This window comes from Streptomyces sp. V3I7, from assembly GCF_030817495.1.
In the GTDB taxonomy this organism is placed as follows: domain Bacteria; phylum Actinomycetota; class Actinomycetes; order Streptomycetales; family Streptomycetaceae; genus Streptomyces.
Genome location: NZ_JAUSZK010000001.1, coordinates 189,188 through 204,175, shown reverse-complemented (window position 1 = coordinate 204,175; position 14,988 = coordinate 189,188). Strand labels below are relative to the sequence as shown.

At 72.9% G+C, this 14,988-nt stretch carries 17 protein-coding genes, 1 pseudogene and 1 riboswitch; of the genes and pseudogenes, 8 read left to right on the top strand and 10 right to left on the bottom strand.

The features are described 5' to 3' along the window. Positions 1-94: 94 nt before the first annotated feature. The 4 genes from QFZ74_RS00950 to QFZ74_RS00935 form a co-directional block, all read right to left on the bottom strand. Entirely contained in the window at positions 95-571 is a 477-nt protein-coding gene (locus tag QFZ74_RS00950; protein WP_307618863.1) for a hypothetical protein, read from the bottom strand. A 211-nt stretch (positions 572-782) separates the two neighbouring features. Further along, complete coding sequence (locus QFZ74_RS00945) at positions 783-1,883, bottom strand: PP2C family protein-serine/threonine phosphatase (protein WP_307618862.1); 1,101 nt, start codon at positions 1,881-1,883, stop codon at positions 783-785. Between the two features lie 97 nt (positions 1,884-1,980). Further along, entirely contained in the window at positions 1,981-2,901 is a 921-nt protein-coding gene (locus QFZ74_RS00940; protein WP_307618861.1) for a helix-turn-helix transcriptional regulator, read from the bottom strand. A gap of 194 nt (positions 2,902-3,095) precedes the next feature. Further along, the gene (locus tag QFZ74_RS00935) at positions 3,096-3,317 is read right to left on the bottom strand and encodes a DUF397 domain-containing protein (RefSeq protein ID WP_307618860.1); all 222 of its coding nucleotides are present in this window, start codon (positions 3,315-3,317) and stop codon (positions 3,096-3,098) included. Between the two features lie 286 nt (positions 3,318-3,603). Between QFZ74_RS00935 and QFZ74_RS00930 the strand changes: the two genes are divergently transcribed. Together QFZ74_RS00930 and QFZ74_RS00925 are read left to right on the top strand one after the other, a co-directional pair. Next, positions 3,604-4,086 carry a hypothetical protein gene (locus QFZ74_RS00930; protein WP_307618859.1) on the top strand — a complete coding sequence of 161 codons (483 nt, stop codon included), beginning with the start codon at positions 3,604-3,606 and terminating at the stop codon, positions 4,084-4,086. Between the two features lie 139 nt (positions 4,087-4,225). Next, positions 4,226-4,435: a hypothetical protein gene (locus tag QFZ74_RS00925; protein WP_307618858.1), complete on the top strand. Its 210-nt coding sequence runs from the start codon at positions 4,226-4,228 to the stop codon at positions 4,433-4,435. Positions 4,436-4,495: 60 nt separating this feature from the next. Here QFZ74_RS00925 and tgmB read toward each other — a convergent pair whose 3' ends face one another. Further along, the gene (tgmB, locus tag QFZ74_RS00920; protein ID WP_307618857.1) at positions 4,496-5,473 is read right to left on the bottom strand and encodes an ATP-grasp ribosomal peptide maturase; all 978 of its coding nucleotides are present in this window, start codon (positions 5,471-5,473) and stop codon (positions 4,496-4,498) included. Between the two features lie 14 nt (positions 5,474-5,487). Next, positions 5,488-5,679, bottom strand: coding sequence for a putative ATP-grasp-modified RiPP (gene tgmA / locus QFZ74_RS00915; protein ID WP_307618856.1), 192 nt, complete (start codon positions 5,677-5,679; stop codon positions 5,488-5,490). A 188-nt stretch (positions 5,680-5,867) separates the two neighbouring features. Here tgmA and QFZ74_RS00910 point away from each other — a divergent pair, with 188 nt between their 5' ends. Both QFZ74_RS00910 and QFZ74_RS00905 read left to right on the top strand, forming a co-directional pair. Further along, positions 5,868-6,287, top strand: a complete 420-nt coding sequence (locus QFZ74_RS00910) for a hypothetical protein (RefSeq protein ID WP_307618855.1) — start codon at positions 5,868-5,870, stop codon at positions 6,285-6,287. Continuing rightward, on the top strand, positions 6,284-8,653 hold the full coding sequence (locus QFZ74_RS00905) for a helix-turn-helix transcriptional regulator (RefSeq protein ID WP_307618854.1): 2,370 nt from the start codon (positions 6,284-6,286) through the stop codon (positions 8,651-8,653). Before QFZ74_RS00910 ends, QFZ74_RS00905 begins: the two co-directional genes overlap by 4 nt. 9 nt (positions 8,654-8,662) lie before the next feature. On the opposite strand, the gene QFZ74_RS00900 is transcribed toward QFZ74_RS00905, so the two are convergent. Together QFZ74_RS00900 and QFZ74_RS00895 are read right to left on the bottom strand one after the other, a co-directional pair. Further along, on the bottom strand, positions 8,663-9,529 hold the full coding sequence (locus QFZ74_RS00900) for a fructosamine kinase family protein (RefSeq protein ID WP_307618853.1): 867 nt from the start codon (positions 9,527-9,529) through the stop codon (positions 8,663-8,665). A 25-nt stretch (positions 9,530-9,554) separates the two neighbouring features. After that, complete coding sequence (locus tag QFZ74_RS00895; protein ID WP_307618852.1) at positions 9,555-10,442, bottom strand: hypothetical protein; 888 nt, start codon at positions 10,440-10,442, stop codon at positions 9,555-9,557. Between the two features lie 170 nt (positions 10,443-10,612). Further along, positions 10,613-10,695: riboswitch (cobalamin riboswitch) on the top strand. Between the two features lie 59 nt (positions 10,696-10,754). Between QFZ74_RS00895 and QFZ74_RS00890 the strand changes: the two genes are divergently transcribed. Both QFZ74_RS00890 and QFZ74_RS00885 read left to right on the top strand, forming a co-directional pair. Next, positions 10,755-10,976 carry a CbtB-domain containing protein gene (locus QFZ74_RS00890; RefSeq protein WP_307618851.1) on the top strand — a complete coding sequence of 74 codons (222 nt, stop codon included), beginning with the start codon at positions 10,755-10,757 and terminating at the stop codon, positions 10,974-10,976. Between the two features lie 21 nt (positions 10,977-10,997). Beyond that, complete coding sequence (locus tag QFZ74_RS00885) at positions 10,998-11,765, top strand: CbtA family protein (RefSeq protein ID WP_307618850.1); 768 nt, start codon at positions 10,998-11,000, stop codon at positions 11,763-11,765. A gap of 69 nt (positions 11,766-11,834) precedes the next feature. On the opposite strand, the gene QFZ74_RS00880 is transcribed toward QFZ74_RS00885, so the two are convergent. After that, positions 11,835-12,410: a histidine phosphatase family protein gene (locus QFZ74_RS00880; protein ID WP_307618849.1), complete on the bottom strand. Its 576-nt coding sequence runs from the start codon at positions 12,408-12,410 to the stop codon at positions 11,835-11,837. A 305-nt stretch (positions 12,411-12,715) separates the two neighbouring features. Beyond that, positions 12,716-13,826 (bottom strand): annotated as a pseudogene (locus QFZ74_RS00875) (PP2C family protein-serine/threonine phosphatase); the annotation flags it as partial. Positions 13,827-13,985: 159 nt separating this feature from the next. Between QFZ74_RS00875 and QFZ74_RS00870 the strand changes: the two are divergent. Further along, positions 13,986-14,660 carry a class I SAM-dependent methyltransferase gene (locus QFZ74_RS00870; protein ID WP_307618848.1) on the top strand — a complete coding sequence of 225 codons (675 nt, stop codon included), beginning with the start codon at positions 13,986-13,988 and terminating at the stop codon, positions 14,658-14,660. A gap of 83 nt (positions 14,661-14,743) precedes the next feature. Continuing rightward, entirely contained in the window at positions 14,744-14,914 is a 171-nt protein-coding gene (locus QFZ74_RS00865; protein WP_307618847.1) for a hypothetical protein, read from the top strand. Positions 14,915-14,988: the final 74 nt, after the last annotated feature.

Genomic DNA, 14,988 nt, shown 5'->3' with positions numbered 1-14,988 from the left:
CACCGTCGTTGATCAATCCCGCACTTGTTGTGCGCGAACTTCTTCAGAAAACGATCAAGCTCGGGCGACTTCTGCGCCGAGTGTCGGAAATGCCTTACTGGAGACGTGAGTTGGCCTGCGGCGTGAGCACCGCCAGCGTGCCGTTCGCCTGACGCAGGGCGAGCTCCAGCGTGGTCGGCGGGTGCAGCCGGCCCGATCCGTCCGGCGGGACCAGCCACTCCAGCAGACCGGCCGACCGGTACGGCGGCGGTACGGCGACCCAGGCGCCCCGGCTCGTGTGCCGCACCCCCGCCCCGATCCAGCGGCTGCCCGGGTCGGGCGGCAGGAAGAAGCCGACGCGACGGGCGCCGACGTCGACGAGCGTCGGTCCCGGCGCGGGCAGCGAGGGCCGCCACAGCAGGTCGAGGGTGAGCAGCCCCAGCTCGTCGGGGACGCTGAGCACGTCCCAGTAGCGGCCCGCCTCCAGCAGGGAGACACCGATGCCGTGGTCCCACTCCCACTTGCAGGCCCGGGGGTCCGACGCGGCCGCCGCGAGCCACTCGACGCTCCGCATCCACATCGTGTCCGCCATGTGCTGCTCCGGGTGATCCGCCGCCTCGCGCGGCGCGCGCGAGCTCCGTCGCCGGGAGCTCGGTGCGCGTGCACGCTAACCCGGCATATGCATCCTCGTAGATATTTCTATGCTGCGGAAGAGGTGGCGCGGCGTGGCGATTGCTTCTCAACGCTCGGATGTCGAGCGGGAGTTCGGAGGGCGAGCGGACGAGCGAGCGTGACGGGGCCGCTCAGGCGGCCGTGGGGGAGGGGGTGAGGACGAGCATGGTGACGTCGTCCCCGACCGGCCCGCACTGCTGTTCGAGATCTGTCCAGATCCGCTGGTTCAGCGCCGCCGGCTCCTCCTCGGCGAACTCGGTCAGCCGCGCGAGCAACGGATAGAAGGAACCGGACGCGTCCCGCGCCTCCCACACCCCGTCCGACGCCAGGAACAGCCGGTCACCCGGCCCCAGTGTCACGGTGGTCTCCCTCGGCGGACCGCCCACGCCCAGGCCGAGTCCCAGCGGCACCCCGACCGGAACGCCGATCTCCGTCACCTGCCCGCCGCGCAGCAGCACCGGACCCGCGTGACCGCACGCCACGATCCGCACCGAGCGCGCGTCGGGGGAGAACTCCAGCAGCACGGCGGTGGCGAACAGCTCGGCATGCCGCACGCCCGCGGAGTCCACCACCAGCCGGCGGTTCATCCGGGACGCGACCGCGCTCAGCTCCGGCAGATCGAGCGCCGCCTCCCGGAACGCCCCGAGCAGCGACACGACCGTGGCGACGGCCCCGAGCCCGTGCCCCTGGACGTCCCCCATCACCGCCCGCACCCCGTGGCGCCCCTCGCGCACGTCGAAGAAGTCCCCGCCGACCAGCGTCCCCCGCTCCGCCGCCCGGTACAGCCCCGTGCACGCGATGGTCCCGACCCGCTCCGGCAGCGGCGGCACCACGGCACACTGCACCGCCTCCGCCACGGTCCGCTCGGTGTCCAGCTGGGCATCACGGTGACTGCGTACGAAGGACACGAACACGCTCAGCAGGGCCACGAAGGCGACGGTGAGCAGATCGGTGTCGCCGGGCCGGTCCAGCCGCAGCGCGGGCACGGTCAGCGCGACGACCACCAGCACACCCAGCAGCGCCGTCATGAGCGGCCCGTACGACAGCACGGCCAGCGGAGGGATGGCTCCCAGCAGGAACCCGATGTCGAGGCGGTCGGGACTGACCAGCTCGGCCACGACGACCGCGACCAGCAGGACGACGGGAAGCACCCGCACCCACCGCGGCGGCGGTGCGCCCCGCAGCCAGCCGCGCTCGTCCGGTTCCCGGCGCCGGTCGCCCACCGTTCTCACATCCCCACGCTAACGAGACGAGGCCCGACCCGAAAACCGGCCGACGCCCGCCCGCCGTGTGACACGACGCCCGGAGAGACGCAGCGCATCCCCTGCCTCAGGCAGCCGGGTAGCGCTCCTCCATGATGCGGCGCAGCAGTTCCACCGACTGGCGGGGCTGCAGGGCCTCGTCGGCCAGTCGGTCGAGGGCCAGGCGGTACTCCTCGGTCTCGTCCTGGTCCTCGAGGAAGTTGGCGCTGCGGATGTGCTCCAGATAGACCACGTCCGGCAGATCCAGCCCGCCGAAACGCAGATACGTGATGGGGATCGCGGGAGCCGACGCGTTGGTCACGTCCAGCGGGACGATCTGGAGCGTGACGTGGGACTTCCCCGCCATCTCCAGCAGGTACTCGAGCTGCGCGCGCATCACGTCGGGTCCGCCGAGGACCCGCAGCAGGACCGATTCGTCGATGATCGCCCACAGCTGGGGTGCGTCCGGACGCTTCAGCAGATCGGCCCGCCGGTTGCGCAGTTCGACGCGTCGGCGCACCTCGCTCTCGGGCGCGATCGGCAGGCCCCGCTTCACCACGGCGCGGGTGTAGTCGGGGGTCTGGAGCAGGCCCGGTACGTACTGGATCTCGAACGTACGGATCGAGGCGGCCGCCTCCTGGAGTCCCACGAGCCGGTCGAACCACTCGGGCATCAGCCGCTTGTCGTAGCGCTGCCACCAGCCGGGCTCACCGGCTCGCTTCAGGAGCTTGAGCAGGACCGAGGACTCGTACGCCTGCGTGCCGTACAGCTCCAGCAGCGCACGGACGTCGCTCTCGGCCGGGGGCCGGCGGCCCTTGCCGGACTCGATCCGCGAGAGCTTCGCCGCGCTGAAGCCGAGCGCCTTCGCCGCCTGGTCCTGCGCGAGTCCGGCGTCCTCGCGCAAGCCCGCGAGCTGCACGCCGACCAGCATCTTCAGCAAAGTCGGCGCGGGCTCGGGACGGTCCAGGTAAGGTTCGAGGCGGGAGACGCGATGGGACTCGACTGACATCCTGGCTCCCAGCAGACCGGTGGAATTGACCGCCAGGTTATCGCACAGGGGCGTTCGGTGCCCATCTCTCCCACATGCATGCGGTGTTGGTGTTTAGGCCGCATGAGTGGATCGTGCGGGTTCAGCCAGCTTCAGCAGGGGCGGAGCACGCTCCGCCGGCTCCGGGCTCCTGCCGGCGTCCCGTTCCGGTCGCTCTAGAGCAAGTGGTCGAACTCGCCGCCCTTCGCCGCCGCCAGGAACGCGGCCACCTCCGCCGACGCGTAGACCAGCGCGGGACCGTCGGGGTCGCGCGAGTTGCGCAGCGCGACGGCCCCGTCCACCAGGGTCGCCACCTCCACACAGTTGCCCTCGGCGTTGCTGTGCCGGCTCTTGATCCAGCGGGCGTCCAGCGAGCTGGCCCGCACTCCGTTCGCCATCGGTGACACCGCAGCCTCCTTGCTCGTTCTCGTTCCCGCGCACACGGAACCGGCGTCCCGCGGGCCGCGCCTGCCGCCTCGCGCGGATGTTTGTCGCATGCCCCATTCTCGCGCAATTTCCCGTGCAATTGCATGAGAGTGCTGACGGCGTGGATAATAGCGGTGACGTCAACCCAGTTGCTGGCGTCACCACCTGACGTCTACTCAGGGAGATGTCGTGTCGTCGCTTGCGCATCGGACGAAGCAGTCCGGCACGCCACGGACGGAACGTGCCACCGTGCGGCTCATGGCCGCCGGAGGTCCGCCGCTGAGCTCCGTGGGACAGGTGCCGTGGCACGAGTTCAAGGACTCCACGGGGTCGGCGGAGGGCATCCCCTTGCTGCTCCACACCATCGCCTGGGGTGACGAGCACGCGGCCCGAAGGGCTCTGGCCGAGCTGCGGGAACGTATCTGCCAGTACGGCTTCATCGTCGAACAGGCCACCGCCGCCACCGTCCCCTTCCTGTGGGAGCTGGCCCAGTCGCCCCGCGTCACCTGCCGCGCCCAGATCATCGAGCTGCTGGGCAGCATCGCGGCGGCCCGGCAGTGGGAGGACACGGCGGCCGTCTATCCCAAACTGCTCAACCACCGTGAGAACCACGTGGTGTGGGAGCGGGCGGCCCGCGAGGCCGTACAGTCCCGCCGGGCCCTCGTCTGCCGGCTCGCGGTGGGCGAGAGCGCCGAGATCGCCCGAGCCACGAAGGAGCTGGTCCGTGCACTGGGTGACTGAGGTCGACCGGGCGCCGGGTCCCGTCGAGGGGCCGGTGTCAAGGGCAACGGGGGAAGTGCGACCTGGCCCCCGGCCCCTCCTTACACTCGTCAACCGTGCCCATGACCATGGGCCGTTGTTCGGAAAGGCGCATTGACGGGTGTTCCAGGATTCCCCCATTTACGACCGGCTTGTCGCGGAACGTGGCGATGTACCCGCAGGAGTGCGGAGAGAGGCAGACCGAGTGCGCAGAGAGCTGGAGGTGGCCATGATGCCGCTTCAGTCGTACGGCCACAGCTCCGCTCCGCACAGTCCGCCGCCTCAAGCGAGGCCGGACTGGCAGCAGCAGCGCCGTCCCGAGCTTCCCTGAGGCGTGGCGTTCCGCGCGGTGTGACGTCGTCGGGTGCGTGATCATGCGCCCGGCGTCTCATCACCCCATCGAGGGCTCGGAGCCGTTCCCCGCGCTCGTCCCCTCGTACGCCAGCCACTGCGCGATCGCAAGCGCGATCGGCTGGCCCGTGTCCAGTTCCACGAACCCGAACTGACCCGACTGATTGCACTCCAGGAACCACCAGATCCCGTCCGCGTCCTCGGCGAAGTCGAAGGCACCGTAGGCGAGTTCGGCCTCCCTCAGATAGGTGTGGACGGCCGTCGCCATCCGTGGGGGCACGTCCACGGGAAGCCAGGGCGCCAGGGACGGGGCGAAGCGGACGTCCACGTGGTCCGGGTCCGCGTCCGCCGCTACCTCCTTGCGAGCCGCCATCAATCGGTCGCCCACGGCCGTCAGCCGGATGTCGGCCCGCTTGTCGATCCGCCGTTGGAAGAGTGTCGGGCCGAACGTCACGGCCGTGAAGTCGGTGCCCGGCGCGACCCGGCTGGTCGGCACCGCCCGCGGCGGGTTCTGAGGATGAGCCCCGGAGACCGCCTTGACCACCAGATCCGGGAACCGCTCCGCGAAGTCCCGGGCGGCCTGCGGAAAGGTCGTGATCAGGGTCGGCGGCACGGGCAGCCCGCAGAGCTGGGCGAGCCGCAGCTGCCAGGGCTTGTGACGCGCGCGCCGGGCGGCGTCGGGGTGGTTCATCCAGCGCGCGCCCGTGCCGCGCAGCATTCCGTACAGCGCCTGGGCGGACTCCTCGGTCAGCCATGCGGACGGCTGCGCGGCCCGGGACGCGGCGACGCCCGGCCTGCGCACCCACACGGAGCGCAGGCCGTCCATGCTCACCAGACGGCCCGCGACGGCCAGATGCCCGCGGCTGACGCCCCGCACCCCGTACTCGACGGACAGGGCGACCCCACCGGTGAGATCGGCGGGGTCGAGCCGGACCACGGGCACGCCGGCCTCGTCGAGGCGCAGGACCACCATGTCCGCGGTCACGTCCTCTTCACAGGTCAGGATGAGCACGGTCATCGTCGGCGCCGCGCTCAGTCGTCGAAGTGCGTCTTGGAGCCCGCCGTGGAGGTCGTCGTGCCCACGGCTTTCAGTACGTCGTGGTCCGTGGCGGCTATCCGGCCGTCGGGGAGCACGTTCAACTGGAGTCCGGAGTCGTACACATAGGGAGGGTTCTCCTCCGACTCCACGGCCGGCCGCGCATAGTTGAGCGTGAACGGTTGCATGGTCTCTCCCTGTGTCGGGTTCCATGCACTTATACGAACCGAACGCACGGTTGGGTTCCTTACGCTGTGTGATCCCTTGCCCCAATCTTCGGGAGGGGGTCTCGGAGCGCACCCTGGCGCGGACCGGCGGGACGACCGACGGGACAACGAAACGTTGTTCCGTTGGGGCGCTGGGATAGCATGCCCGCATGTCCCATGACGCCCACGACGACGCACGCCGCCGGCTGGCCGTCCTGACCGAGCCCGCGGCCGCGGACTCCGCTCCCGCGCATCAGGTCGCGCGGGACGCCCAGCTGCTCGGCCGGCTCCTGGCGGCGGCGGAGCGAGAGGCGGAGCTGTCGGCGGAGGACGTCGGCGCCGCGCTCAGCCTCTTCGAGGAACTGCGCCTCCAACTCGACCGCCTGGAGAGCCGGGTGGTCATGGAGGCACGGCGGCGCGGCATGGACTGGCGGCGGATCGCCCTGCACCAGGGCCTGAACTCCTCCCAGGCCGCCTCGCAGCGCCACCAGCGGCTGACGACCCGGCTGGAGGAGATCCGCCAGGGCGTCCGCCCGCGGGGCGGGCAGGGGCAGGGCGACGGCCAGGGAGAGGGACGGAAGCGGACATGACGGATCAGCCTGACGGACTGTTCGCGGCAGTCGACTCCCTGCTCGCCGCCGTCGACGACGGCAGCGTGCTGCCCACCCCCGAGGAGCGGTGCAGGCTCCGTGAGGCGGCCGGGCTGACCCAGGCCGCCGTCGCCCAGGCCCTCGGGGTCCGGGTCCCGAGCATCCAGGCCTGGGAGGCCGGCCGCGCCGAGCCCAAGGGCGAGCGCCTGGAGGCGTACCGCAGACTGCTGGAGGGCCTGGCCCGGCGCTATCCGGCGCCGCGCGGGGAGGCCGGGAGCGTGACTCCCGTGGCACCGGTGGCCGCCGAGGTGACCGTGGCCTCCGAGGTGACCGTGGCCTCCGAGGTGGCCGTGACCCCCGTGGCGTCGGTGGCCTCCGAGGTGGCCGTGACCCCCGTGGCGTCGGTGGCCTCCGAGGTGCCCGTGGCCCCCGAGGTGGCCGTGACCCCCGTGGCACCGGTGGCTCCCGAGGCGCCTGACCCCCCTGCGTCCGCGCCGGCCGAGGGCGGAGACGACGACGCCCCCCGCACCGCCCCCGAGGTCCGCACCGCCCCCGAGGTCCGCACTGCCCCCGAGGTCCGCACTGCCCCCGAGGTCCGCACTGCCCCCGAGGTCCGCACTGCCCCCGAGGCCCGCCGCGCCCCCGCGCCCGCCCGCCGCGCCTCCGCTGCCTCCGCCACCGACCCCCTCGACGACCGCTTCGCCCACGGCCCCCTCGCCGTGGTCGACGCGGCCGACGGCGAGGTCACCGCGTACTGCGTCTGCGGGCTCGTCCTCGACGTGCCCGCGAAGTCGCTGCCGGCGCTCGTGGAGTGGACCCTGTCCGAGGCGCGGCTGGGTCAGGCCCGGCTGCACCGCTCGGGCAAGGACGCGGACCCGCTCGTCGTGCTGACCGCGGCCGCCTGTGAGCGGTACGGCCTGCCCACGCGACTCAGTGACGAGGAGCGGCTCGCGGGCCGGATCCCGGACTCCCACAAGGTGGTCCGGCAGCTGAAGAAGGCCGAATGGCAGCTCACCCGGCGCGGTTTCGGGCCGTGGGCGCGCGTCTACCGGCCCGCGCAGGGCGGCCGGCGCAGCTGCGTCCAGCTCTGCCTGCCGTCCTGGCACGCGCTCGACACCCGGTACTGGGGCGACGCCGCCGACCTGCCGCCGGCCGAACTCGCCCGCGTCCTCGGCACGTACGCCACCCGCGTGCTCACCCCGCGCGGCTCCACCGCCGTCACCGGCCTGGAGCTGATGACCGCGCTGCACCCGCCGACCCGTGCCGTCAAGGACGACCAGGGGCAGTGGGTGTCCGCCCCCAACCCGGGCTCCCTGACCGAGGCCGTCGACTGCGCCCCCTGCGAGGCGCCCGACGGCCACCCCCTCCTCGCCCACCTGCCGCGCTTCCACCAGCGCACTCCGGACGAGGTGCTGCGCGAGGAGGCGTACGACTGGGCCCGGCCGATGAGCGACGACGAGTGCATGAAGCCGTACCTCGTCGGCATCGACGTCAACATGGCCTTCGCCGCCGCCGCCAACCGCACGGTGGTCGGCCTCGGCGCGCCGGTCCACGTCCAGGGCCCCGCCTTCGACGCCGCCATGCCCGGCTCCTGGCTGGTCGACCTCACGCACATCCGGCTGGACCCGCGCCTGCCGAGTCCGTTCACCCCGGACGGCGAGCCGCCCGAGGGCCCCGCCTGGTACGCGACGCCGACCGTGGCGTACGCCGTCGAACTCGGCTTCGAGGTGGCGCCGTTGGAGGCGTACGTCCGTCCCGAGCACGGGGCGTACCTCGACGCCTGGTACACGCGGCTGCGGGACGCGTACATCGCCACCATGGGCGACCTCGGGGTGAGCACCGGTATGAAGCCCGAGGAGTTCCTCGCCGCGATGGACGGCCACCAGGCGCGCGACCCGCAGCTCGCGCTCGTGCTCGCCGCGATCAAGGCCACCGTCAAGGGCGGCATCGGCAAGCTGCGTGAGCGGGCCCGCACCGGATGGCGGCCGGGGGAGCGCTGGCCGGCGCTGGAGCGCGCGACGTGGCGGCCCGACATCCGCGCCGCCGTCATCTCCAAGGCGCGCGTCAACATGCACCGCAAGATGCTCAACACGGCCCGCGCGATCGGCCAGTACCCGGTCGCGGTCCTCTCCGACTGCGCGGTGTACGCCTCCGACGGCCCGACCCCGCTCGACTTCCTGCCCTACCGGGACGGCAAGCCGCTGCCCGGCGGCTTCCGGATCGGGGTGAGCCCCGGCATGGTCAAGCACGAGGGCACGCAGAGCGTGCTGTGGGCGGAGGGCCTGCGCGAGGAGCACGGCGACCACCTCAACCTGGCCCGCTACATCAAGTCCGGGCGGACGAACGCTCCGGACGAGGGGGCGTAGCCGGGCGGCTCACCCGGGTGCGAGGGCGCGCCCGGCCGCCGCGACGGCCTGCTCCGCGTACCCGCGGCCGAACAGCACCGCGTGCACCAGCAGCGGGAACAGCTGGTGCAGGCCGACGCGGTCCTGCCAGCCGTCGGCCAGGGGCGCCGCCTCCCGGTAGCCGTCCAGCACCCGGTCGAGGTGGGGGCAGCCGAAGAGGTGCAGCATCGCCAGGTCGGTCTCCCGGTGGCCGCCGTGCGCGGCCGGGTCGATGAGCCGCACCTGGCCGTCGGCGCCCCACAGCACGTTGCCGTTCCACAGGTCGCCGTGTAGCCGGGCGGGCGGCTCGGCGGGACCGGCCAGCTCGGGCAGCCGCTCGCAGACCCGCTCGACCACGGCCGCCTCGCGGCGCTCCAGCGTGCCGTCGTCGACCGCGCGGCGCAGATAGGGGAGCACCCGGTGCTCGGCGTACCAGCGCGGCCAGTCGGCGCCGGGGACATTGCGCATCGGCGCGAGCCCGATGTACGCGTCCTTCGGACCGCCGGGCGGCGCGGCACCGAACGCGGGCGCCCCGGCGGCGTGCAGAGCGGCCAGCTCATGGCCGAACCGGACGGCCACCCGGGCGTCGGGCCGCCCCCTCGGTACGTGGTCCACGACCATCCACCGCTCGTCGTGGCCGAGCACGGCCGGGACGCGGACCGCACCGGCGTCGGCCAGCCAGCGCAGCCCGGCCACCTCGGCCGGAACGGCACGAGCGGCGTCGGCGCGCTTGACCACCACCGGGCCGCTGTCGAGGGCGACTTGGGCCAGCGTCCCGGACAGCGGGCGCGTGTGCGTCGCCGGTCGTCCGGTGAGCCGGGACGCCGCCGCGCCCGGACTCTCGTCGCGGTTCACCACGTCCACCAGGGTACGGGGCCGCCGGTCAGCGCTTCGTGCCGCTCAGCCCCACCGGGTTGGTGGCCGGCAGCATCCCGGACTCCTGCACCGTCCTGGCCAGCGGTTCGAGGAGGTGGGCGAGACGGGCGGAGGCCTCCGGGCCCAGCGCGGTCCACGGGAGTTCGGCGGCGGTGTCGGTCTGTCCCTCCACGGCAGCCCGCCCGTCCTCGCCGAGCGGCGTCAACTTCCCGTCCTCGCCGAGCCATCCGCGGTCCAGCAGCTCGGCCTCGGCCGCCTGCCACGCCGACAGGTCCCACTGCCGGATCTCCCGCAGGAACGCCGCGTCACTCTCGCCGGACGCCGCCTTCAGCACCATCGCCGCCACCGGCCCCAGACCGTGACTCACCAGGACCGCGAAGTGCCCGTCGCCGCGGTGCTCGCGCAGCGTGGTCAGCGCCTGCCACAGCCGTACGTGCGGCTGGTCCGGACGAGGCAGGGCCTGGTTCGCGGCGCCGAGCACCCGGCCCACGGTGTCCGCGGCCTGCGCCGCCTCCCAGGCCAGGTCCGCCGCCTCGGCCACCTCCGGAGAGGTGACGGTGTCCTTCCCGAACAGCCGCGTCATCGCGGCGTCCATGGCCCGCTCACGCGCCAGGAGGACGTCGGCGGGAGCCGCGCGGTCCCACGCGTCGGGCAGCGCCCGGGCCACCTGGTCGGGGTGGAAGGTGTAGAAGCTGCTGGTGACCACGGCCGGCGACGCCGCGCCGAGCGGGGCCGCGCGCATCGCGAAGTACCCCATCCAGTAGCCGCGCAGACCGAGTTCGTCGGTGGCCTGCCGCGCCTCGGGAGTGAAGTAGATCAGGTCGTGCACCGGCTCGTACCGCTCCCACAGCATCCGCGACCACACGGTGTTCACTCCGGCCTCCCGTTTCGTCATGCTCCCCTCCCGTAACAGGTTGAGCGCTGAAGACCGTGATGACAACCCCGGAACCGTTGTACGTCACGGCAGTTGAAGGCCGTGAGACGACGGTCACGCGGGACCGCCCGGTCTTGGCCGCGCCCCCCGGCACACGATACGGTCGACCACGTTATCGACGACGGTATGGCGGAAGCCGGTGAGAATCCGGCACGGTCGCGCCACTGTGAGCGGTAGCACCGGCCCTCGCGGCCGGGGCGCCCGTGAGTCAGACCCGCAGCCCTCGTCCTGTGCACCACCGAGATGGGACGCGAACTCCCGAGGAGGTCTGCCATGGCGCAGCACGTCGCCCAGCCGACTACCACTGCCCCCGCCCTTCCCGCCAAGCTGCCGATCGGCGCGATCGTCCCCTGGGCGGTCTTCTTCGGCATCCTGATGCTGGTCCTGCTGTACTTCGTCGGCGCCGAGCAGGGCGCCACCTCCGCCGTGTCCGGCGAGGACATCCACGAGTGGCTCCACGACGGACGCCATCTGCTCGGCTTCCCCTGCCACTGACGACAGGGACGCCGCACCCCCATGAACTCCGCAACCGTCAGAAACCTCCTCGTGCGGGGCATGCTGGCCGGCCTCGGTGCCGGCCTGCCCGCCCTGCTCGTCGCCTACTTCCTCGGGGAACCCGGCGTCGACGACGCCATCGGCTACGAGGAAGCCCACGCCGCGCACGGCCACGTGCACGGCCACGAGGCCGAACTCGTCTCCCGTTCCCTGCAGTCCACCGCGGGCCTCGCCACCGGGGTGCTGGTCTACGGGGTGGCGTTCGGCGGCATCGCCGCCCTCGCCTTCTGCTTCGCGCTCGGCCGCGTCGGTCGCCTCACCCCGCGGGCGACCGCGCTGCTGCTGTCCGGCGCGGCGCTGCTCGCGGTGTACGTCGTCCCGTTCCTGAAGTACCCGGCCAACCCGCCGTCCGTCGGTGACGCCGACACCATCGGCAGGCGCACGGCCTTGTACTTCCTGATGATGCTGCTGGGCGTGCTGCTGGCCGTCGCCGCCGTGATCCTCGGCAAGCGGCTGGCACCCCGCCTCGGCACCTGGTACGCCGCCGTGGCCGCCGTTGGCTTCTTCGTCGTGGCGATCGGGCTGGCGTACGCCTTCCTGCCCGCCGTCGACGAGGTGCCGAAGGACTTCTCGGCGACGCTGCTGTGGCGGTTCCGTCTCTCGGCGCTCGCCGTCCAGGTCACGATGTGGTCCGGATTCGGTCTGCTCTTCGGTGAGTTGGCCCAGCGTCTGCTCGCCCCGCGACCGGCAGCCGCCCCGGCGGGGCCGGCCGCTCCGGTACCGAGCTGATCAACGCAGCCGCGCGAGCGCACAGTTCGAGCGCGAGTGAAGGGCCCACGGGATCATCCCGTGGGCCCTTCACCGTTCGTCGGGCGCCTGCCCGAGCCGTACGTTCCAGCGTCCCGCGCGTCCGCTGAGGACGGTCGCCGTCAACGGCGCCACGTCCAGCCGCCAGAACGCGGTCTCGGGCGCACCGAGCGCGTGCACGACCGCGGCCCGTACGAACTCCGGCTCCACCACCGCGAGGACCCCGCCCTCGCACTCCCGCACCCTCTCCAGCCAGAGCCCCGCCCGCGCGCACAGGGCACTGACCGGCTCCCCTCCATGCGGCGCGGCCTCCGGATCGGCCAACCACACGGCGAGCGCCTCGGGTTCGGCGCCGGCGACCTCGTCGAGCGTGCGACCGCGCCAGCGCCCCATGTCCAGTCCCCCCAACTGCCCTTGTTCCGCGGCCTCGCCGAGCCCGAGCGCCGACGCCGTCTCCCGGCAGCGCACGGTCGGCGCGACCAGCACCCGGCGGGCCGCCCGCAGGGTTCCCGCGGCCGCGCGGGCCGCCGCCGCACCGCGCGCGTCCAGCGGGGCGCCGTCGTCGAACCGCGCCTCGCGCAGCGACGCGTTCATGGCGGGCGACACCAGGGTGACGCGGCTGGTCACGGGCGGTTCCTCCTCATGCCGTACGGGACGTGCACCTACCCACCCTGCCGTACGGAACCGCCTCCTGGGCGCCGGAGATCACGTGGTGCGGGCCACAGAAGTGGCTGGATGGGTGTGGCGGAATGGATGGGAAGTGTCAGGGCGTTTTGATCATTCGTGAAGGGAGCAGGACCCTCGTGATGTTCATGGCGCCTCCCCTCATACCCAGGGCCGCCGGTTCGCTGCCGTTCCTGGGTCACGCCATCCAACTCGTCCGCGACAACCTGGCGGTCGCCGTCCCGGATCCGCCGCCCGTGCGAGCGCCGGTGGGCGGTGGGGGCGCGGTGCAGGGCCACGAGGGCGGCGTCGTCGTCCAGTCGGCCGCCGCAGTACGCGAGGAGATCGCGCCGGATGTGGTGCATGAGCGCCTCGGGGCTCGCGCCGCTCCACTGGGCGACGCGCTCGGCGAGCGGATAGAAGCGCCCCTCGGTGTCGCGGGCCTCGGCGACACCGTCCGTGTACAGCAGCACGGTGTCGCCGGGCTCGAAGGCGACCACGTCCAGGGTGTGGTCTGCCGACAGGGTCCCGTGCACCCCGAGCGGCGGCGAGGGATGCAGGTCGGCGACGCTGACCGAGTGCCCCGGGCGCAGCAGCAGGGGCGGGGGATGGCCGCAGCTGGTCATCCGGACGACCGGGGCGCCGTCGGGTATCTCGGCGAGCAGGGCGGTGGCGAACCGTTCACCGGCCTCCTCGGGCGGCTCGGAGTCGGCGGCGTACCGGGTCACGCTCTGCTCCAGCGTGGCGGCCAGGTCCGGCAGCGAGGTGTGCCGGTGGACGCCCTCCCGGAAGGCGCCGAGCAGCAGCGCGGCCTCGCCGACGGCGGGCAGTCCCTTGCCGCGTACGTCGCCGATCAGCACGCGTACGGTGCTGTCCGCTCGCGCGGCCGCGTAGAGATCGCCGCCGATCTGGGCCTCGTCCTCCGCGGCCAGGTACAGGGAGGCGGTCCGCAGCGGGCCGATGCGTTCGGGCAGCGGTGCCATGAAGGACCTGCTGGGCGGCCTCGGCGACCGATCTGACCTGGTCCAGCTGCGCGCGGTGGCGGTCGCGGACCGCGCAGTAGACCACGATCAGCGCCGAGAGGAGGGTGAGGGTGACCAGCTGCACGATGTGGTTGGGGGTGCCCAGTCCGCCGTGCAGCGCGGCGATGACCGCCTGCGCCCCCACCGTCAGCGCGCCGATCGCCGCGGTCGTCCGGGGCCCGGCGAACGAGGCGGTGAGCGCGGGCGCGATGACGAGCGCGGGCCCCAGGTGGATGTCCTCGGGGAAGCGGATGTCCACCACCGTGATCGCCACGATGAGCGCGATCGGCAGCAACAGCAGTGCGCGACCGGACCGCCCCGGCTGCTGCCACCCACCCGAGCCCTGCCGCCGCCTCATGGCATCCAGCGTGCCCCAAGCGGAACATACCGGCTATTTACGGACGTATCCGATATGGGTCCCACGGGCCGTCGGCCCTGCCCGTTCCGCCGAATGAGACAATCATTCCGGAGCCCGTCCCACGTGCGGGAGCGCTCAAGAGGAGCGGGTAAGGGCGTCATGCAGGTCCGGGACGGCGGTCGGAGCCGGAGCCTCGCGGCGGGGCAGCACGATCACTGGCAGAGCACGTACACCACGCATCCCGGCATGTACGGCGAGCGGCCTTCCGCGCCCGCGGTGCACGCCGCCGACGTGTTCCGGCGGGTCGGGGCCAAGGACGTGCTGGAGCTGGGGGCCGGGCACGGACGGGACGCGCTGTACTTCGCCCGCGAGGGCTTCACCGTGCGGGCCACCGACTTCAGCCGGGCCGGCCTGGACCAGCTCGACGCCGCCGCCCGCGCCGAGTCACCGGCCGAGCGGGTCACGACCACGGTGCACGACGTCCGCGACCCGCTCCCCGCGGCCGACGCCTCGGTCGACGCGGTCTTCGCGCACATGCTGCTGTGCATGGCCCTGTCGACGGAGGAGATACACGCCCTCGTGCGCGAGGTCCGGCGCGTGCTGCGTCCCGGCGGCGCCTTCGTCTACACCGTGCGGCACACCGGCGACGCCCACTACGGCGACGGCATCGCACACGGCGACGACACGTACGAACACGGGGGCTTCGCCGTCCACTTCTTCCCGCGCACCCTGGTCGACGCCCTCGCCGAGGGCTGGGACCTCGTCGACGTCCACGCCTTCGAGGAGGGCGCCCTCCCGCGCCGCCTCTGGCGGATCACACAGATCGCCGACTGACCAGGTCCGACCCCTTGCGGGAGTGTGCCGTTCGGCCGCCTCCCGGTGGCGGCGCTCTCGTCGCGGCGGCTTGCTGGTGCCAGGTGCCGGCAGGCGCCGCCGGAGAGGAAACGAGCCGCCCATGCAGCCGACGGGGCGTCTCCTCGCACGTCCCCTGGGCCGAGCTGGCGTTCCCGGGCTGGGCACTGGTGATCAGCGGCTGCATCCTCGTCGTGGGCGGCCGACGCGGGGCCGGCCTCGCCGAGGTGCGCTGACCGGCGACACGGACTGCCGGCTCACTCCATCGGCGGGCTCCCGCGCGCGGCGCCACCACCGCCGCTCGCATGCT